Origin of the sequence: Paenibacillus gorillae, assembly GCF_000513275.1 — a bacterium.
Taxonomy (GTDB): Bacteria; Bacillota; Bacilli; order Paenibacillales; family Paenibacillaceae; genus Pristimantibacillus; species Pristimantibacillus gorillae.
Window position 1 is genome coordinate 1 of sequence record NZ_CBVJ010000078.1, and the last position, 19,664, is coordinate 19,664.

20 protein-coding genes are annotated in these 19,664 nt (G+C 50.1%); 3 read left to right on the forward strand and 17 right to left on the reverse strand.

Going from position 1 to position 19,664, the window contains the following annotated elements; genetic code table 11:
- Positions 1–1,226 (reverse strand): S41 family peptidase (locus tag TY10_RS13385; RefSeq protein WP_042164281.1); only part of this gene is annotated, 1,226 nt, incomplete at its 3' end.
- A 204-nt stretch (positions 1,227–1,430) separates the two neighbouring features.
- Here TY10_RS13385 and TY10_RS13390 point away from each other — a divergent pair.
- A complete protein-coding gene (locus TY10_RS13390) occupies positions 1,431–2,231 on the forward strand; it encodes a Cof-type HAD-IIB family hydrolase (protein WP_042164283.1) in 801 nt (266 codons plus the stop codon).
- A 58-nt stretch (positions 2,232–2,289) separates the two neighbouring features.
- On the opposite strand, the gene TY10_RS13395 is transcribed toward TY10_RS13390, so the two are convergent.
- From TY10_RS13395 to TY10_RS13430, 8 genes are all read right to left on the reverse strand, one after another.
- Complete coding sequence (locus tag TY10_RS13395; protein WP_155985857.1) at positions 2,290–3,018, reverse strand: hypothetical protein; 729 nt, start codon at positions 3,016–3,018, stop codon at positions 2,290–2,292.
- A complete protein-coding gene (locus tag TY10_RS13400) occupies positions 3,015–3,572 on the reverse strand; it encodes an RNA polymerase sigma factor (protein WP_238327590.1) in 558 nt (185 codons plus the stop codon). The genes TY10_RS13395 and TY10_RS13400 overlap by 4 nt, the downstream gene beginning before the upstream one ends.
- Before the next feature lie 115 nt (positions 3,573–3,687).
- Positions 3,688–4,752, reverse strand: a complete 1,065-nt coding sequence (locus tag TY10_RS13405) for a sulfate ABC transporter substrate-binding protein (RefSeq protein WP_042164287.1) — start codon at positions 4,750–4,752, stop codon at positions 3,688–3,690.
- A gap of 23 nt (positions 4,753–4,775) precedes the next feature.
- Positions 4,776–5,843, reverse strand: a complete 1,068-nt coding sequence (locus TY10_RS13410) for a sulfate/molybdate ABC transporter ATP-binding protein (protein WP_042164289.1) — start codon at positions 5,841–5,843, stop codon at positions 4,776–4,778.
- A 2-nt stretch (positions 5,844–5,845) separates the two neighbouring features.
- The gene (locus TY10_RS13415) at positions 5,846–6,649 is read right to left on the reverse strand and encodes a sulfate ABC transporter permease subunit (RefSeq protein ID WP_155985858.1); all 804 of its coding nucleotides are present in this window, start codon (positions 6,647–6,649) and stop codon (positions 5,846–5,848) included.
- Positions 6,646–7,452, reverse strand: a complete 807-nt coding sequence (gene cysT, locus TY10_RS13420) for a sulfate ABC transporter permease subunit CysT (RefSeq protein ID WP_042164386.1) — start codon at positions 7,450–7,452, stop codon at positions 6,646–6,648. The genes TY10_RS13415 and cysT overlap by 4 nt, the downstream gene beginning before the upstream one ends.
- A gap of 257 nt (positions 7,453–7,709) precedes the next feature.
- Positions 7,710–8,342 carry a YigZ family protein gene (locus TY10_RS13425; protein ID WP_042164290.1) on the reverse strand — a complete coding sequence of 211 codons (633 nt, stop codon included), beginning with the start codon at positions 8,340–8,342 and terminating at the stop codon, positions 7,710–7,712.
- A gap of 27 nt (positions 8,343–8,369) precedes the next feature.
- Positions 8,370–9,719 (reverse strand): glucose-6-phosphate isomerase, encoded by a 1,350-nt coding sequence (locus TY10_RS13430; RefSeq protein ID WP_042164292.1) that lies wholly within the window; start codon positions 9,717–9,719, stop codon positions 8,370–8,372.
- A 220-nt stretch (positions 9,720–9,939) separates the two neighbouring features.
- On the opposite strand from TY10_RS13430, the gene TY10_RS13435 reads away from it, so the two are divergent.
- Positions 9,940–10,839, forward strand: coding sequence for an NAD(P)-dependent oxidoreductase (locus TY10_RS13435; RefSeq protein ID WP_042164295.1), 900 nt, complete (start codon positions 9,940–9,942; stop codon positions 10,837–10,839).
- A gap of 108 nt (positions 10,840–10,947) precedes the next feature.
- Here TY10_RS13435 and TY10_RS13440 read toward each other — a convergent pair whose 3' ends face one another.
- The 8 genes from TY10_RS13440 to TY10_RS13475 form a co-directional block, all read right to left on the reverse strand.
- A complete protein-coding gene (locus TY10_RS13440; RefSeq protein ID WP_042164298.1) occupies positions 10,948–11,469 on the reverse strand; it encodes a DUF420 domain-containing protein in 522 nt (173 codons plus the stop codon).
- Between the two features lie 89 nt (positions 11,470–11,558).
- Positions 11,559–12,668, reverse strand: a complete 1,110-nt coding sequence (locus tag TY10_RS13445) for a sensor histidine kinase (protein WP_042164300.1) — start codon at positions 12,666–12,668, stop codon at positions 11,559–11,561.
- The gene (locus TY10_RS13450; protein ID WP_042164302.1) at positions 12,661–13,353 is read right to left on the reverse strand and encodes a response regulator transcription factor; all 693 of its coding nucleotides are present in this window, start codon (positions 13,351–13,353) and stop codon (positions 12,661–12,663) included. The genes TY10_RS13445 and TY10_RS13450 overlap by 8 nt, the downstream gene beginning before the upstream one ends.
- A gap of 47 nt (positions 13,354–13,400) precedes the next feature.
- Positions 13,401–13,970 carry a class I SAM-dependent methyltransferase gene (locus tag TY10_RS13455; protein WP_042164305.1) on the reverse strand — a complete coding sequence of 190 codons (570 nt, stop codon included), beginning with the start codon at positions 13,968–13,970 and terminating at the stop codon, positions 13,401–13,403.
- A gap of 461 nt (positions 13,971–14,431) precedes the next feature.
- A complete protein-coding gene (gene ppnP, locus TY10_RS13460) occupies positions 14,432–14,749 on the reverse strand; it encodes a pyrimidine/purine nucleoside phosphorylase (RefSeq protein ID WP_042164308.1) in 318 nt (105 codons plus the stop codon).
- 14 nt (positions 14,750–14,763) lie between these two features.
- Positions 14,764–16,782 carry a transketolase gene (gene tkt, locus TY10_RS13465; RefSeq protein WP_042164310.1) on the reverse strand — a complete coding sequence of 673 codons (2,019 nt, stop codon included), beginning with the start codon at positions 16,780–16,782 and terminating at the stop codon, positions 14,764–14,766.
- A 163-nt stretch (positions 16,783–16,945) separates the two neighbouring features.
- A complete protein-coding gene (purU, locus tag TY10_RS13470; protein WP_042164312.1) occupies positions 16,946–17,833 on the reverse strand; it encodes a formyltetrahydrofolate deformylase in 888 nt (295 codons plus the stop codon).
- A gap of 137 nt (positions 17,834–17,970) precedes the next feature.
- Positions 17,971–19,101 carry a deoxyribonuclease IV gene (locus tag TY10_RS13475; protein ID WP_042164314.1) on the reverse strand — a complete coding sequence of 377 codons (1,131 nt, stop codon included), beginning with the start codon at positions 19,099–19,101 and terminating at the stop codon, positions 17,971–17,973.
- Between the two features lie 99 nt (positions 19,102–19,200).
- On the opposite strand from TY10_RS13475, the gene TY10_RS13480 reads away from it, so the two are divergent.
- Positions 19,201–19,638, forward strand: coding sequence for a DUF2621 domain-containing protein (locus TY10_RS13480; protein WP_042164315.1), 438 nt, complete (start codon positions 19,201–19,203; stop codon positions 19,636–19,638).
- Positions 19,639–19,664 lie beyond the last annotated feature (26 nt).

Consider the following 19,664-nt stretch of genomic DNA (forward strand, 5'->3'; position numbering starts at 1 on the left):
TGCAGGCGTTCCAGCACATTCAGCATCGTCTGGAGCGTCTTCACATCCTCGCCAAAGCTCCCCTTCCCCATCTCGCTTCCAATCGGAAGCGGACGAAGCGAGGCGTAGCTAGGAAGTGCAACATCGATATCCGGCATAACCCCGGCTTTATGAATCCATGTGCCGCCTGGTGTTTTCCACTGCGCTTCCGTCAGGCTGAGCACCGATCCGTCTTTAAACTGCTGGAACGCCTGCACGACGCCTTTGCCGTACGTCTTCTCCCCAATTACCGTGGCACCGGCAGACTCCTTCAGAGCGGCCGTCAACACCTCACTGGCGCTTGCGGACTGACCATTGACGAGAACAGCAATCGGAATGTTCCAAGGCTTCTCCTGTTTGGATTTATACGTAATAACCCGCTTATCGTTCTTGTAGACGACCTGCAGCACTGTTTTTCCCTTCGGAACAAGAATGTCGGCGATTTGAAGAGTGGATTGCAGCAAGCCTCCAGGATTGGAGCGCATATCAAGCAGCAGCTTCTTCATGCCTTGTTTTTGCAGCTTGGCAACCTCCGTCTCGAACTCATCGCCAGTCTTCTGAGCGAACCGGCTGATCGTAATATGACCGATCCCGTTCTCCAGCATTTCAGAGGTAACCGTATGAACCGGAATCGCTTCGCGGATCAGCTTCACCTCAATAGGCTGCATCTGATTGCCGCGCTGAATGGTAAGCTTCACTTCCGTGCCTTCCTCGCCTCTCATCAGACCGATCAGCTGTTCGTATTTCTTGCCGGCCATTTTCTCGTCATTTACTGCAATGATCGCGTCCTGCAGCTTAATGCCGCCCCGTTCGGCTGGCGCGCCTTTCGTTAAGGCACCGACAACAAACAATCCGTCCTCTTCCCGGACCGTGATGCCTACACCCGAAAACTCACCCTCATAACCTTGTGTATAGGCATTGCCTTGCTCCTTGATCAAATATCTGGAGTAAGGGTCCTCCAGCGAGGCGACCATCCCTTGAGAAGCTCCGTTAATGAGATCCTCCGGTTTGGCACCGTTCAAATAATCGTCCATGATCGTCTCGTAGGAGACGGCAAAATTGCGGAAAGAGGGTTCTCGAAGCATTGGATACTTATAGCCCATCCACAGCCACCCGATACCGAATCCGACCGCTGCAAATACGACCGCACCAAGCACCGCTATCGTGATCGCTCTTTGTTTCATCACTTCATTCGTAAAATATTTCACTTCCGTCACTCCCGGTTCCCGTATGTCCTTCTAAATGTAGCTCATCTGAGGGCGACGGAGCAAATAGCCGCTGCTGCCATCGTCTTATCCGTGCGCTTGCATTCCATTGCTTTCATTATACCCTATAATAGCCAGTGGCTTGTAGGCCGCTCTATTTTTCGCTACAATCAGGCTAGCTATAGAGAGAGGAGCTAGACTGCGCTTATGTATAAATTAATTGCTATTGATGTGGATGACACCCTGCTAAATGATGAACTGATCGTGACGGACGGAACTAGAGCCGCACTGGAGCAAGCCATTGCCCAAGGCGTAACCGTTACGCTCGCTACGGGCCGGATGTATGCTTCCGCCCGCAAAATCGCGGACCAAATTCAGCTGAACGTCCCGATTATTACGTATCAGGGATCGCTCGTTAAGACGCTGCTGGACGGCCAAGTCTTGTACGAACGGAGTGTTCCGACAGAAATTACGAGACTGCTGTATGCTTTTGCCAAGGAAAAAGGGCTGCATCTGCAATTTTATGTCGATGATGTGCTGTATGTCGCTGAAGACAACGACCGCGCTCGCGCTTACTCCGCATTATCCAAAATCCCTTACGTCGTTGCTGACGACGTCGAGGCGCTGCTGGACAAGCCTAATACGAAGCTGCTTATGATCGACGAGCCCGATTATTTGGATCAAATTGCGGAGGAATTAAAGCCGCTTATCAGTGATAAGGTGCATATGACCAAGTCGAAGGCGCATTATCTGGAGTTTACGCATAAAGAAGGAACGAAGGGACATGCCCTCCGATTTATGGCCGAGCATCTAGGCTGCTCGATCGAGCAGACGATCGCGATCGGTGATGCATGGAACGACCGTGAGATGATCGAAGCCGCAGGTCTTGGCGTTGCAATGGGCAACGCCGTTCCCGCGCTGAAAGAACTGGCGAATTACGTGACGCTCAGCAACAATGAGGACGGCGTGAAGCATGTGATCGATAAGTTCGTTCTGAAAGCGGAATAGACAAAATATATGCCAAAAGAGCAGGCAGCGATCTCCAATTGAGATCTATGCCTGCTCTTTATTTTCTAGTAACAACCTCTCTCGATGGTTCATAGCGGTATTCGGATTTTTGCTTTTCTGGCAGGAATGCATACCATAGAAAGCTGGTTTGTATTTTTTTAGCCTTATATACGTTGTTATTAGAATCGGTGATGTCAATCGAATTTGTATGAGGATCGATGGACGTGCCTATGACCAGAGTTCGGCCGTTAGCATCCCTTAACGGAACAAAAGCATGGGTTAACGTATCCGTTATTCCTTTCTCTGCGAGCTTGGCATACTGTTCTCTGGAAATGAAAGGTGTTGTGACTTCCCCCTTCTTCAACCATCTCAGACTGTCATCCTCTTCATTTAGAACCCCAGCTTCCCATAACGTTGTTTTTTCATCTGACTTGATAACCTTAGTGAGTACTAGTATCTCCCGATTATTCAACAACTCTTGATGGATGATGGATCGAGTTTTATCGGGATCAAATTTATTAATGATTCTTAGAGTCCGCTCGTCTGATGGCATCTTAATACTCTCTGCCGCCTTCGGTAATTGCATGAACGGCAAGTTGAACCAGGAGACCCCGCTTAATACAGTTAAGCTAAGCAAAACAGGAATCACCCATTTGAAATGAAACTTTTTTCTTTCACCCTGAGCCACTCTTTCTTTTATCTGCTCAATTTGCTGGCCCGTAACTCTTCGAGGTTCCGTATAAGGCTCCCTCCGCAGCGAGTCTTCAAAGTTGGTGACCGGCATCATTCTTCCTCCTTCCGCTTCATTCTCATCTTGGCCTTGGCCCGATGCAGCCGTGATTTTACAGTGCCTTCTGCAATACCGAGGAAATCAGCTATATCTGCTATCGACAACTCGTACTTGATCTCTAGAATAAGAACTTCCCTATGCTTTAGCGGTAGTTCGAGCATGTTCTCCCAGACTTCATCCAGCTTTGTTTTTGCGAAAAACACACTTTCTGCAGATGCCGATTGTCCGGAATGCCTAACAGCAGCAACAGGGAATATTTTTCGTAAAAATGCGGATTTCAACTGGTTCATCGCCACGTTATGGCATATTTTCAACAGCCATGTTTTTACGGATGATTGACCCCGGAACTTGTCCAGCCTAAGAAAGGCTTGAACAAAAGTATCCTGTGCCACATCATCTGCCAAATCATGCTTTTTCGTTAGTACGAAAGCATAATTCCAAATATCAGTCCAATATTTAGCGATAATCATTTCGATTTCCATCGGCCCTGCGCTTACAAGTGTCGCAAGATAATCCTCCTGAGCGGCGTTAGCTGCTCCAGCTGTTTTCATTCCCGCACCTCCTATTAAACAGACAACTGAGCAGCCGGAAAGTTCCATTCTTCTGAAAATAAAAAAAGCTACCAAAGCCTTTTCAATGGCCTTGTTAGCTTTATTTAAATACTGCTTAAATGCCTGCCAGCACCTGATACCAGACGCCGCGTTTGGAATAGAGCGTCTTGCGGACTTCTTTCCATCCGCCAAGATAGGTAATATCGAACAAGCCTTCAGGCTGGACATAACGTCCCTTTGTATCGGCTGCAACCTTCTCGTCTACGGCACGGAAGCCATAATCGGTGAGTACACGCTGTGCCTGCTCACTTTGCAGAAAAGCCACAAACGCCTCTGCCGCTTTACGAGTACCGTGCTTATCGACGTTTTTGTCGACCACGGCTGCAGGATTTTCGATTAATATCGTATCCCGCGGAATGACGATATCATATTTCACGCCTTGCTTGATGCGGGAAAGCAATTCGTTCTCATAGGTCACAATGACGTCGCCGACGCCATATTCAAACGCCGCCATCGAGGCACGGCCGCTCTTATCGAGCGATTCCACGTTCGCATGAATCGATTTCAAATAGTTTTTCGCATAAGCGGGATCAGGTTTCCCTGTCTCTTCCTCTGACTTTTTGAGCCCGGCGCCGTATATAGCATTAATATCCCACTGCGCCCCTCCCGATGTTTTCGGATTCGGATACAGCACCTTCACGCCATCCTTCGTCAGATCATCCCATCCGGTAATGCCAAGCGGATTGCCCGCACGCGTACCAAGAACGACGATCGATTTCGTAATCATTCCGGCATGCGGCTGAGCCTTCCAGTCATGCGTTATAAATCCGGCGTCGGCCACTTTATCGATATCGCCTTCCATCGCAAGGACAGCGACGTCAGCCTCAAAGCCGCCGGCTATCGCCCGGGCTTGTGTACCGGATGCTTCATAAGATTGCTGGAACACAATTTTCTGTCCCGTCTGCTGCAGCCATTGCGCCTGGAATTGCGGCAGAAGCTCTTCGAAAGCATCCTTCACGACCGAATAGGCACCGATTACAAGCGTCAAATCACCGTCTGGAGCGGAAGATGCGGCATCATTCTGCTCTTTGCTGCCGCAGCCAGCCGCCAATGTCAGCAGCAATGCTCCGGCAAGCAGCAGAGCGAGTATGCGCCTGCTTGTTGCTCGATTATTTATCATTAGAGTACCTCGTTAGTTTTCGATTAGATGTGGACAGGCATCGGATCGGTCTTCAGACTGTTCTCTGCAATCCAGCTTTCATTATCATTGAATAAATAAGCGCGGTGAACGAGTACATTGACGAAATCGCCTGGACGAAGAACTTCCTTCTCCAGCGAGCGATACGTAATCAGCTTCACATTGCCGACCAGCAGCTCTACAAGCCATTCGCTGCCGCGGAAATGAACATCCTTCACGTTCGCATCCAGCGTAGCCGAAGCGAGCTTGATCTCACCCGGTCTGCCGATTTCGATATATTCCGGACGAATGAGCGCCTTCGTGCCCGGATGATCCGCAGCTGCCGATTCAAAGCCTTTGAGTACAGACAAGTCTTCCACAACGGTCGACTCGCCGATAAAGCTGGCGACGAATGGCGTTTCCGGGTTTTTATAAATTTCCCAAGGTGTCCCTTTTTGCTCCAGCTTGCCTTTGCCGATGATCATAATCTCATCCGCCACTTCAATTGCCTCATCCTGGTCATGCGTGACGAAGATCGAAGTAATGCCGACGCGCTCAATCATCTCTTTGAGCCAGGTGCGCAGCTCGGTACGGATTTTCGCATCAATTGCGGCAAACGGCTCGTCGAGCAGCAGCAATTGCGGCTCTGGTGCGAGAGCTCGTGCGAAGGCAACGCGCTGACGTTGTCCGCCGGACAGCTGATGCACATAGCGATGCTCGAAGCCCTTCAAGCCCGTTAGCTCGACCAGTTCTGTAACGCGCTGACGGATTTGTTCCTTGGACTGTTTCTTGACCTTCAAGCCAAAAGCGATGTTGTCGAACACCGTCATATGCTTGAACAGCGCATAGTTCTGAAATACAAACCCGATGCCCCGCTCCTGCGGCGGCAAATCGTTGACGCGCTTCCCATGGAACAAGATATCGCCGGAGGTCGGCGTTTCCAGGCCCGCCAGCATTCGCAGAATCGACGTTTTACCGCCGCCGCTTGGGCCGAGCAAGCCGATCAGATGGCCCTTCTCGATTTCAAAGCTGACATTTTGCACCGCGTTGAAATCACCGAAGCTTTTGTTGAGGTTGCGGACTTCGATATGCATGGCTAATGCACTTCCTTTCGTTTTTTGGCCCACTCCATGAGCAGCAGCAAGCCTACCGAGAATACGGCCAGAACGAGCGCTACGCCATTGGCAGCAACCACATTGAAATTTTCCACATCTTGATAGACAAGAGTTGTGGCGGTTTGCGTTTTATTCATAATATTGCCGGAAACGACCAGTACAGCGCCAAACTCGCCTAGCGAACGGGCTACCGTCAGCACGACGCCGTAGATAACGCCCCAGCGGATAGACGGCCATGTCACTTTCCAGAACGTGTACCAGGAATAAGCGCCAAGCGTCGATGCCGCTTCTTCCTGCTGAGCACCGATTTCCTGCAGTACCGGCAGTACCTCGCGTACCATAATCGGGAAAGTTACGAACAAGGTTGCGAGAATCATGCCAGGCAAGGCGTATACGACCTTAAAACCCGCATCCTCGAAAAAGGCGCCAATGACGGTGCTTGGACCGAGCAGCAGTACGATCATCAAGCCGCCGATGATAGGCGATACGGCAAAAGGAAGATCTACCAGACTGTTCAGCAGCCGCTTGATCCTTGGGCCAATCCACTGTGCCCGAACGAGATACAATGCCAGCATGACGCCAAACATCGTATTGATCAGTGTAACCACAATTACGATCATTCCGGTCATTCCAAGGGCATGTAGCGATTGGGGGCGCATAAGCGCATCGGTAAACCCGCCCCAGCCGTCTGCCCAAGACCCTCTAACGATTTCAATTAGCGGAATAATCAAGAGTACGGTAAAAATAAAATAAACGGCGGCAATCCATGTTCTGCGTATCGTCATTGTCCCGGCCTCCTTGATTGAATCAAGTTGACCGTCCACAAAATAAGAAACGATAGCGTCAGCAGCAGTACGGATACCGCGGCCGCCCCTTGCGGATTATTGCTTTCAATCTCTCCAAAAATATAAACCGATGCGATGAGCGTCTTGCCCGGAATATTACCGGCAACGAGAACGACTGCCCCGAATTCCGCCAGTCCGCGGGAAAACGCCAGCATCCCCCCGCTCAATATGCCAGGGAGCATCGATGGGAAAATAATGCTGAAAAAAGTGCGGGTCCGAGTCGCCCCCATCGTATAGGCCGCTTCCTCCTCCGACTTGTCGAGCTCCTCTAGCAGCGGCTGTACCGCCCGGATAACGAAGGGAAAGGTGACGAATACCATGGCAATGACAATGGCCGGTTCATGAAATACAATTTCGAAGCCCAGCTTTGCGGCAAAGCCCCCAACGAGGCTGCCGGGACCAAGCAGCAGCAGGATCATTAATCCCGTTACAGCGGTCGGAAGCGCGAAGGGCAAGTCTACCAGGCTGTTCAACAAATGCCTGCCGGGAAAACGGTAGCGAATGAGTACCCAACTGATTAGCGTACCGATGACCAGATTGATGACGGTTGCAATAACCGCCAGCTTCACCGTCAGAAGCACTGCTTTCCAAGCAAGCGGGTCGGATATGCTTTCCCAAAGCGGGTGCCATCCGAGTGATAATGATTGCGAATAGATTCCTAGAATAGGCAGAACGATAAGGATGACAAAATAGAGCATGACCGTGCTGCGAAACCCGAAGCTCCACAGCTTGCCGCGAAACATGACATTCACTATGCCTTAACCTCCAGACCATCGGCTCGTGCCGTATGATGATGCCTAAAACCATTCATTACAATTCCTATTAATACACTTGGTATTCTAAATTTAGCAGACAATAACTGGTCTAGTCAATCCTAAATTAACATTTTTTCTGTCTGGCGGGTGTTGATTGCTGGAAATAGGCTTAACTGCTGGCATCGCCAAAAAAGCCCCACAGAGGATTCGATTGCTCGAACCTTCTGCGGGGCTTCCTTCATCCCTTATTCGCCTTCAATATAATAGACGCTCTCGCCTAGCGTAATTTCCGCCTGACCTTGTGTCAGATCCGTCATCCACGCTACAAACGCTTCTGCATCCGGCTCCTCCGGCAGGCATTTGACGATAACCCGGTCAGTGAACTCCGTTCCGCCAACGCGCGTTCCGCGTCCATGAAGCTCATTCTCAAGCTTGCCGTACCACGTGTAGTCAACACCGACGAACACTTCCCGGTGCAGCACTCTGACGATTTCACCGGCTGCTTCAATTCCGGCGACCGCCCCGTCCGTATAAGCACGGACGAGGCCTCCGGCTCCAAGCATGATGCCGCCGAAATAGCGGGTAACGACGACAGCGACATTTTTCAACCCCTTATTCTTAATAACCTCAAGAATGGGCTTGCCTGCCGTGCCGCTTGGCTCTCCGTCGTCAGACGCCTTCTGATATTGATCACGTTCGCCAATTAGATAAGCCGAGCAGTTATGCGTCGCCTGCCGGTGAAGACGCTTGATCTCCTCAATGAAGGCGACCGCTTCCTCTTCCGTCTCGACAGGCTTGGCGTGGCCGATAAATCTGGATTTTTTAATGACGACCTCGGCAGTTCCATCTCCCCGAATCGTCGAATAACGCTCCAGCATATTCAGCTGTCCCGCATGAAACAGCGCCTACAGGCGTGCTTCAAGCTCCGCTTTCTCTTTCTCGTAGCCTGGTTTGCCAAGCAGCGCAAACATGTTGCGTTTGTAAGCTTCTACGCCCGGCTGGTCGAATGGGTTAACGCCCAGCAGGTAGCCGCTGATGCCGCAAGCTTTCTCGAAGAAGTAAACGAGATAGCCGAAGGTGTATGGCGAGAAGTCGGCAATGTTGACGATGAAGTTTGGCACTTGACCGTCTGTATGCGCAAGCAGCGTACCTTCGAACGCCTTTTTGTTAACGAAGTCCATCGTTTTGCCAGTCAGGAAGTTCAGTCCGTCCAGATCCGCAGGATCATGACCGATCGAAATATGTTCTGCCACTTCATTCACCTGGATAACCGTCTCGAAAATGTTCCGGTTGCCCTCTTGAATAAATTGACCCATAGAGTGCAGGTCAGTCGAGAAATCGACGGAGGCCGGGTAAATGCCTTTGTAGTCTTTGCCTTCGCTTTCGCCGAACAGCTGCTTCCACCACTCGGATACGAAATGGAGGTTTGGCTCGTAGTTCACGAGAATCTCCGTTGTTTTGCCTTTGCGGTACAGCGCGTTACGGGCAGCCGCGTATTGGTAAGCCTCGTTTTCTGCGAGGTTCGGATTGCTGTATTCTTTAGCCGCTTCTGCAGCGCCTTGCATCATCGAAGTGATGTCGATACCCGCTACCGCAATTGGAAGCAAGCCTACAGGTGTTAGTACGGAGTAGCGTCCACCAACGTCATCCGGAATGATGAAGGACTCGTAGCCCTCTTCAGTAGCCAGCTTTTTGAGCGCGCCTTTGGATTGGTCAGTCGTTGCATAGATCCGTTTGCGAGCTTCTTCTTTGCCGTATTGGCGTTCCAGCGCTTCGCGGAAAATACGGAAAGCGATCGCAGGCTCCGTTGTTGTGCCGGATTTGGAGATCACGTTGATCGACCATTCGCGGCCTTCGATCAGTTGCAGCAAATGTGTCACATAAGTGGAGCTGATGTTGTTGCCGGCAAAAAGCACTTGAGGCGTTTTCCGCTGTTCCTTCGTCTGCAGGTTGTAGAACGAATTGGACAGCATTTCAATCGCAGCGCGTGCGCCGAGGTACGAACCGCCGATGCCGATTACGATCAGCACTTCGGAGTCCGATTGGATTTTTGCCGCGGCTTGCTGAATGCGGGCGAATTCTTCTTTATCGTAGTTGCTCGGCAGGTCGATCCAACCGAGGTAGTCGGAGCCGGTCCCCGTTCCATTATGTAATTGATCGTGAGCGAGGCGTACTTGTTCTGTCAGGTTGTCGATTTCGTTTTGTCCAAGGAACGTGAGCGCCTTGCTATAATCGAATTTAACTGTTTTACTCATAAGTAAGGAGGCCTCCCTGATAATGTTTTTCACAAGCATCTTGGCTTAGCATTTAGAATATCGGATTTACCCGTCAAAAACAAGTTTAATGACCATGAAATATGCATGAAGAAATATTATAATGGATATAGAAGATTTGAATGGCTAATTCCGCACCGCGCGCAGCTCCTAGCGCGCGCGGTGCGGAAAGCACACATTACACATTTGGAGGATGGCAGAGATGAGCAAAAAAATCGGATTTATCGGCCTGGGTGTCATGGGCTATGGAATGGCTGCAAACTTGCTTCGCAAAGGATCCGAGGTCACGGTATACAACCGGACACCGGGCAAAGCTGGTGAGCTGCTTACGCTTGGCGCGAAAGAAGCCGCTACTCCTGCAGAGGCGGTAACTGGAAACGATACGGTCATTACGATGATCAGCAACGACGACGCAATTCGTGAAGTTTATTTTGGCGAAAATGGTATTTTCTCCGCTTTGCAGCCGGGCACGACGCTGATTGACAGCAGCACAATCTCTCCTGCATTGGCGCTTGAGCTGACGGCTTCCGCTGAAGAGCGGCAAGCGAAGTTTCTCGATGCTCCTGTTACGGGCAGCAAGCCGGCGGCAGATGGCGGCACGCTGACGTTCATGGTCGGCGGTGACGCAGAGGTTCTGGCATTGGTCGAAGACGCTCTGCTGGCTATGGGGCGTAAAATTATACATATGGGCGGAAACAGCAGCGGCTCCACAGCCAAGCTCGCTCATAACACGATCGTAGGCATCAACATGCTCGGTCTGGTTGAAGGCATGGCGATTGCAGCAAGCGGCGGCATCGACGGCAAAGCTTTCCTCGAGCTCGTTCAATCGGGCGGCGCGGCCAGCAGAACGGCTGAGCTGAAAGGTGAGAAGCTGCTCACCGGCAACTACGACGTTCAATTCTCGCTCGCGCTTATGCTGAAGGATTTGCGCTTGTCGTCCGTGCTGTCGGATGGCTTGAAAGTGCCGACTCCGATACTGGAAGCGGCGAAAAGCCAGCTCCAAATCGGCGAAGCGATGGGTCTTGGCGAATATGATATGAGCGTTGTGGCCAAAGCTTATGAGCAATGGATCGGCCGCAAGTTTGGCGGCGGCGAAGCTTAAACGCGATTGGGCAGACGTAAATAAAGAGGCTGTCCTAGAGTCACCAGCGGTGACTTTTGGGACAGCCTCTTCATTTTGATCCAGTGCAGATGATCCTGCAGCCGGATTTTAATAATACGGGGAAATCATTAAGTACACGACAACGCCTGTAAAGCTGACATACAGCCATATCGGCATCGTCCAGCGGGCAATTTTGCGGTGCTTCTCGATCTGCATATTCAGACCACGCGCGACTGACAGAAGAGCAAGCGGCACAATGACGATAGCCAGCAAAATATGTGTGATCAGAACGAAGAAGTATATTCCCTTCAGCACGCCGTCACCGCCGTATTTCGTCGACTCTGTCAAATAATGATAGGTGACATAAGAAATAAGAAACAGCGTCGTAGACGTAAAAGCTGCCGCAATGAAACGTTTATGCATTTTGACGTTCTTTTTCAGAATCGCGATCAAAGCGACCAGCAGCGTAATAAAAGTGAAGCTGTTGAACACCGCATTCAGCAGCGGCAGAAGCGTCACATCAAAGTGAATCTCCCCGTCATAAGCCGGCAGAAAAAACAATACAGTAATGACCAGCACAAGAACCACCGACAAAACGGCGATTAACGGCGTATAGTTGCGTTCCTTCATCGAACTCTCCTTCGTAACCAATGTATACCCTTACCATATCTGATTTGGCGGGGCAAAACAATTCGGTTCGGCGACTCGATGTCACGAATCTATGACGATTCGTTTGCGGAATTGTGACTTTCGGCACTCCGCTGCGGAATTTGAATCGTAAAGCTGTAAACACCGTCTTCATATTGAAGAAACAGCTTCCCGCCATGCAGTTCTACTATGTTGCGTGCGATTGAGAGCCCAAGACCTGCACCGCCAGGCTTACCGCCTGCCCCTTCACCCCTTGAGGAGTCTCCTTTATAAAAACGGTCAAATAACTGCTCTCCATCCACATGAAGAAGCGGCTTTCCTTCATTTATGACTTTAATCTCGATTCCTCCATCGCGATTCCAGATCCCTATCTTTATCTCCCCAGGCTTGGAGGCGAATTTAAGTGCATTCATCAGCAGATTATCGATGACCCGTACGAATAAATCAGGATCTATGTCGGCGGGCAAAGCACGATAAGGCTGGAGCCTGCGAATGATCAGCTCTTGCTCCTCAGCAAGCGGCTCGATTTCCGTAATGACCTGCTCAATCAATTTATGCAAATCGATCGTCTCCAGAGAAAGCCGGACGCCGCCACCCGTAAGACGCGTATATTCGAACAATTCTTCAATTAATGATCGCAAATGCTCAGACTTATAGTAAGCGCTGTCCACATACCGTTTTAGCTCACCCGTCAGTCCGCTTTCCTCTTGCTTTAATAGATTGAGATAGCCAATCAGGCTCGTCAGCGGAGTCCGCAGGTCGTGGGAGACATTCGTAATAAGCTCCATTTTCGACCGTTCCATCTCCCGTTCCTTCGTCATCGTCAGTTCCAGCTGCTCCGCCATATAGTTAATATTGCGCGACACGTCACCCAGCTCGTCCCTCCGCCCGTCTGGCACACGATGCCCCAGACTGCCTCCCGCGATGGACATCAGCCCGTCAGCTATCCTTCTCAAATACCGCACGAGACTTCGTGTCAGCAAAAAGAAAAACAATAAAAAACAAATAATAAACATCCAAAACGCCAACAAATTCGCAGCCGTAGTACCGGAATTGAAATAAGGGATGTAATCCTCAATGATGTTCGTCAAAATATGCGCAAATATAAAGCTGAGCAAGAGCCACCAGATAATACGGACCCGAATGCTTCTGCGCCAGGCAAAAAGGGAGCTTTTATTCAATTTTATACCCCACTCCCCATACCGTCTTAATATATCGCGGCTCTCGAGGATGATCCTCAATCTTGGCGCGGATATTGCGGATATGCACCATAATCGTATTGTCGCTAATGTACTTGTCATCGTTCCAAATGCTTCTATAAAGCCTTTCGGCATTAAATACAATACCAGGATGGCTTGCCATCAGCTCAAGTATTGAAAACTCGATAGGTGTAAAAGGGATTTCCTGCCCTCTTAGCCGGACCATGTGACGCTGCCGATCGATAACAAGCTCACCAAGCTCGATAATAACCTCATCATTGCTGGCTGCGGCGGGGTTCTGAGAGATATGCCTTCTAAGCCGGGCTTTAACTCTGGCGATCAATTCCAGCGGATTAAAGGGCTTCGACACATAATCGTCGGCCCCCGTCGTCAAGCCGTCAATTTTATCGATTGGCTCGGCTTTCGCTGAGAGCATAATAATCGGCAGGTCTGACGTCTCCCTGATGGTCATACAAGCTCTAATCCCGTCCATTCGCGGCATCATGACGTCAAGTATCAGGAGGTCAACCGGCTCCGTCCTGACGATCTCAAGCGCTTGCAAGCCATCCTCGGCCTCTGTTACGCGGTAGCCTTCGTTCTGCAAATAAATGCGAAGCACGTCACGTATCTCCAAATCGTCGTCGGCAATGACAATATGCTGAGCCATTTGATTATCCCTCCTCCCTCCAAATTACCATAAATCATGAAATAAAGTTAAGCGCTCTCCCTTTTCCTGCAAATATAAATAAAAGCCGGAGGTATGTTTAACGGCATAAAGCGGATCCGTTCAACTTCAAAATAGCTGCTGAACTGTCTGCGCATTTGCAGCGAGTACTGGAAGGCGATGAACAAGCCGCCAGGCTTCAGCGAGCTATGAATTTGCTTCATAAGCTGGTCACGTATCAATTGCGGAAAATTATAAAAGGGCAGACCGGAAATGATACAATCCAGCCCGTCAATTCCGGATTTCTGGAGGGTTTGAGTTAGAAACCGGGCGTCAGGGTGAATGTCATACGCGGGGTAATTCTTTTTTAGCTTGTGAAAAAGCTCCGGTTCTTGTTCGAACAGCAGCACCTTCGTTTGTTGCCCCGCATATTCGCTAAGCCGCTTTGTTATTGCGCCCGTCCCTGCTCCCAGCTCTGCCACCGCATTAACTTGCCCCCAAGGTATCGAGCGTAACATCGCATTCGCCAAAAAGCTGGAGCTAGGCGTAATGCTGCCAATCATCCGGGGCTGCCTCGAAAATTTTTGCAGGAACAGAACCTTCTCTTGCATCGTCTTCATCTTGCCTCTCTCCTTCACTCTCACTTCAACTATCCTCATCTTACAGAGGAAAGATTCAGACAAAGTGCAGAAAAAACTAAAGAATTTCTGAAGATGACGGAAAACAGGAAAATTATATCTAGGGTGTGTATGAGCACTCTGAGGGCAGCAAATTTTGCAATGCAAATATACATTTTAATTAGCCCCAAAACACTCCAAATCGCTATCAAAATGTAAAAGTGCATTTGAAATCTCTCTATTTCGCTAGATTCGGGCTTTTTAAGCCAATCAACCTGCACTTTTACATTTTGACGCGGTATATCACCGAAAAAACAGATTTCAGCCTGCACTTTTGCATTTTGATTTTAATTTTGATAGAGAAATGCGTCTCATCGACGCTCCAGCCTGATGTTCGCAGTCGTAGCGATGAGCATAAAAAAGCTGCTCCGCCAACAGGCGGAGCAGCTTTTCAGCAATTGATGCTATTCGTAGATGTAAGAGCAGCAGTAGTCAGACACAGCCGCTACTTGCAGCTTGAACTTTGTATTCGCCGGCACGGTAAACTCACCTTTGCCTTGAATGTGCAGCCACTCAGTTTCGCCCGGCAGCAGCACTTTCAAATCGCCTGCGAGAATTTCCATAATTTCGACGCAGTCTGTTCCGAACTCATAGTCGCCTGGGAGCATGATGCCCAGCGTCTTTTTCGTTCCGTCCGCGAACAGTACTGCGCGGCTTGTTACTTTGCCGTCAAAGTAAACATTAGCTTCTTTGACGATTGTTACATTTTCAAATTGCGACATGTCAGTTGGCTCCTCTACAGTACAGCTTTTACTTTTGCTACTACATTTTCAACGGTGAAGCCGTATTCCTTGATTACGCGGTCACCAGGAGCCGAAGCGCCGAAGGTGTTAATGCCGATAATCGTGCCTTGGTCGCCAACATAACGTTCCCAGCCAAACGGATGAGCCATCTCAACCGCTACGCGTGCTTTAACTTCCGGCAACAGAACGGAGTCTTTGTACGCTTTGTCTTGCTTCTCGAACAGATCCCAGCTTGGCATGCTGATTACACGAACTGCGATGCCTTCTTCAGCCAGCGCTTTTTGTGCAGCAACAGCCAATTGGACTTCGGAACCCGTAGCGATAATTTGTGCTTGCGGTTTACCGTTTGCAGCGTCAGATACGACATATGCACCACGGCGGATGCCTTCACGGGCATTCGATACTGCGCCTTCCAGAATAGGGAGGTTTTGACGAGTCAGGACGAGTGCTACCGGATTTTCCTTGTTTTCAACCGCATAAGCCCATGCAGCCGAAGTTTCGTTGCCGTCAGCAGGACGGATAACAGTCAGACCAGGAATAATACGGATCGAAGCCAGCTGCTCGATCGGCTCGTGAGTAGGGCCGTCTTCGCCAACTGCGATGCTGTCATGCGTCAATACGTACACAACCGGTTGCTTCATAATGGAAGCCAGACGAATAGCCGGACGCAGGTAATCGGTAAATACGAAGAACGTACCGCCGAATACTTTCATGCCGCCATGAAGGCTGATGCCGTTCATCGCTGCCGCCATGCCGAACTCGCGAACGCCGAAGTAAATGTTGCGGCCTTCATAGCTGCCCGGTTTGAATTGCGCAAGGCCCTTCAAGTGAGTCATCGTCGAGCTCTCAAGGTCAGCGGATCCGCCAGCCAGCTGAGGAACGTTTTTAACAAGTCCGTTCAACGCATTGCCCGATGCAACACGGGTCGATACCGGCTTGTCTTCCGTTGTGTAAGCAGGAAGGTCAGCATCCCAGCCTTCTGGCAGTTCACCGGAAATCGCCGTTTCGAATTGCTTCGCAAGCTCTGGATTTGCTTGTTTGTAAGCTGCAAACAACTCGTCCCATTGTGCATTTGCTTTCTCTCCGTTTTGCTTCACTTCAGCAAAATGAGCTTGAACCTCTTCTGGTACAAAGAAAGCATGATCCTCCGACCAGCCGTAGAATTGCTTCGTCAGCTTCGTTTCGTCAGCACCAAGCGGGGAACCGTGCGTACCGCCGTGGCCGCCTTTGCCTTGCTTGTTCGGGCTGCCGTAGCCGATGACTGTTTTCACTTCGATCAGCGTCGGTTTGCCCGTCTCAGCTTGCGCTTCCGCAACCGCTTTGGACAATGCGCCAAGATCGTTGCCGTCTTGAACGCGAAGCACTTGCCAGCCATAGCCTTCAAAGCGCTTCTGTACTGTCTCGGAGTAGGACAAGCTCAGCTCGCCATCGAGGGAGATATCGTTAGAATCATACAGCACAACGAGTTTGCCAAGCTGCAAGTGGCCTGCAAGGGAAGCTGCCTCATGAGAGATGCCTTCCATCAGATCGCCGTCGCCGCAGATCGAATACGTGTAGTGGTCCACTACATTAAAGCCTTCTTTGTTATAAGTAGCGCCAAGATGCGCTTCTGCCATAGCCATACCTACTGCCATCGCAACGCCTTGTCCAAGCGGACCCGTAGTCGCGTCAACGCCAGCTGTATGTCCAACTTCCGGGTGACCCGGTGTCAGGGAGCCCCATTGGCGGAAATTTTTAAGTTCTTCGATCGGAAGATCGTATCCGGACAGATGCAGCAAGCTGTACAACAGCATCGAGCCGTGACCAGCCGACAAAACGAAACGGTCGCGGTTGATCCAAGTCGGGTTGGACGGATTGTGCACCATGTTTTTAGCAAAAAGCTGGTAGCCCATCGGAGCAGCCCCCATCGGCATGCCCGGATGTCCGGAATTCGCTTTGTCGATTGCGTCGATAGCAAGCGTGCGGATCGTGTCAATCGAAAGCTGGTCAATCGATTTTTGAGTAACTGTCATTCTTATTTCCTCCTAAAGATCCATTGGTTGAAGCGATGTTGCATTTCTCTCTAATTGTTTATATAGCGCGAGTTGTAGCGCAATGGCTTTGAATATTGTACCATTCCGATCTGGCGTTTGCCATCCCAAATTCACGAATGAAAGGGCTTAAACCCGAACGATTCTAGTTGAACACCACGGTTTTGTTCTGATGTACGATGATTCGGTCTTCGGTATGCCATTTCACAGCGCGAGCCAATACGACACGCTCAATCGTCCGTCCAATGCGCTTCAGCTCCTCAACATCGTCGCGGTGCGTGACACGCTGCACATCCTGCTCAATGATCGGTCCGCCGTCAAGCTCTTCTGTCACATAGTGAGCGGTTGCGCCAATGATTTTCACGCCGCGGTTGTAAGCTTGTGCATAAGGCTTGCCGCCAACGAAAGCCGGCAAGAACGAATGGTGGATATTAATGATGCGGTTAGGGAACACCTCAATAAATTTCGGTGTAATGATCTGCATATAGCGGGCAAGGACGATAAGATCTGCCTTGTCGGATACAAGCTCCATCTGTTTACGCTCAGCTTCCCCTTTTGTATCAGCCGTAACCGGAACATGGTGATACGGAATGCCGAAGGATTCGACCATTTCCTTCATATCCAGATGGTTGCTGATGACCATGGAGATGTCGGCATTAAGATCGCCAGATTTCCACTGCCACAGCAGTTCCATCAGACAGTGGTCCTCTTTGGAAACGAAGATCGCAAGACGTTTCTTGCGGCTGGCGCGGAAGGTATGCCATTTCATTTCGAAACGGTCTGCTACACGCGCAAAATCCTCGACGAGCACTGGAAGCTCCTTGTCGAGGTCAGTCAAATCGAATTCAAATCGGATAAAGAACATTCCGCCGACAGGATCCATCGTATATTGATCCGATGAAACGATGTTGGCGCCGTGCTCATACAGGAAATGCGAAACGGCTGCTACGATACCCGGCCGGTCCGGACAAGAGATGAGCATACGGGCGCGTCCGCTGTTTGAAGCGGATGCTTGGGTTTGGCTTGAAGACATGTACAGTAACTTCCTTCCTTGACTTCTAATTTGTTTAGTCTTTATTTAAATAAGTAAATTTATAAGCTTTATCCTAATAAACGCGCTTTGCTTCGCCTCCATATTGGCTGGGCGAAGCAAAGGCGTGCTCGTAAAATCTATGCGTTGACCAGTAATTGCTTGCCGGCAAACCAAGCTGTAATACGCTGGTTGATTTGCTCCTCGGAGAGATCGCCAGGAAGCGCATCACTTTCTGCTACAAGATCGTACAAGCGCTCCATCGGCTCGCGCGGATCGGCTTTTTTCGCTTTCGCGTCGTTTTTCAACACATCCCAAGTACCGAGAACGAACTCGCGATGGTCGACCTCTTGCTTGCCGAAGAAATGATGCAAACGCTCAACATGGTCGAAGAACGAATCGCCGAAGCGTCCCGCAGCATCGCCGCGGAGCAAAGCGATTTCCGCTTCATACATCGGACGCTGCGTTTTATCCGTCTTGCCGATCCATGGCGTTTCCAATATAAATGGACGGCCTGCGAGTGCATCATGATGAACGATGGAACGAATCGCGTCATAGCCCAGCCAGCCTGCGCCAACCGGAGCATGACGGTCCTTGCCGGCACCGCGCGGATTTTTACTATCATTAACATGCACGATAGCGACGCGATTGAGGCCGACAATCTTGTCGAACTGCTCCAGCGTTCCGTCCAAGTCGCCAATCAGGTCATAGCCTGCGTCATGCATATGGCAAGTGTCCATACATACCGTAAGGCGGTCATTCATTCCGACCTTCTCGATAATTTGCGCCAGCTCCTCGAAGCTGCGGCCGATTTCCGTACCTTTGCCGGCCATCGTTTCAAGCGCAATATTGACCTTTGTTTCCTTGGTTCCTTCCAACACGAGGTTCAAGCCCTCTGCAATCCGGGCAATGCCGTACTCCGCATCCTTGTCCGTATACGCGCCAGGATGAAGCACGATATTGCGGACGCCAATCGCATCGGTACGACGAATTTCCTCTTGCAGAAATTGAACGGCTAGATCAAATGTAGAATCCTTGTAGGACCCAAGATTGACAATGTAGGGAGCATGTACGACGATCTCGCCGATGCCGGCCTTGTCCATTGCCAATCTGCCTTCTTCAATATATAGAGATTCGATCGGTTTTCTCCGGGTGTTTTGCGGTGCCCCGGTATAAATCATGAAGGTGCTCGAACCGTATGTTACAGCTTCCTCAGTTGCAGTCAAAAGGCCTTTGTCCGAAAAAGAAACATGGGAACCGATTTTCAACATTAATAAACGCCCCTTTCGGTTGATCAAACCTTATTTTACAAGGAATGTCGAAATAAATCTAGGAATACGGTATAATTCATGCTGAGGTGAAGGGATAAGATGAAATCAGCTCCAGATTGGTTTATGTTTTTCATCATTTTTTGGGCGGTTGTCATGGTTGGAGCTATGGCTATCGGCGGATTTTTCATGTTCCGTAAATTTCTGAAGGTGCTCCCGCAGCGCGATGGCAAATCCAAGCTCGATTGGCAAAATTATTGGGTGGAACGAAGCCGCAGCATGTGGACCGAGGAATCGAAGCATTTTCTCGATGAGCTGGTGTCTCCGGTGCCGACCGCCTTTCGCGATATTGCCAAACATTCCATAGCAGCCAGAATCGGCCAAGTCGCCATTGATTACGGCGCCGCTGAGGTCACTCGTGACCATTGTATCGAAGGCTACATACGCGCTACGCCAAAACGCGATTACCGCAGCTTGGTTAGCTTTCTCGAACGCAGAGGGATTGACTATGCACCCTACAGTCATCTTTTAAATAAATAGGACTATGGTCTAGAATTGACGAAAAA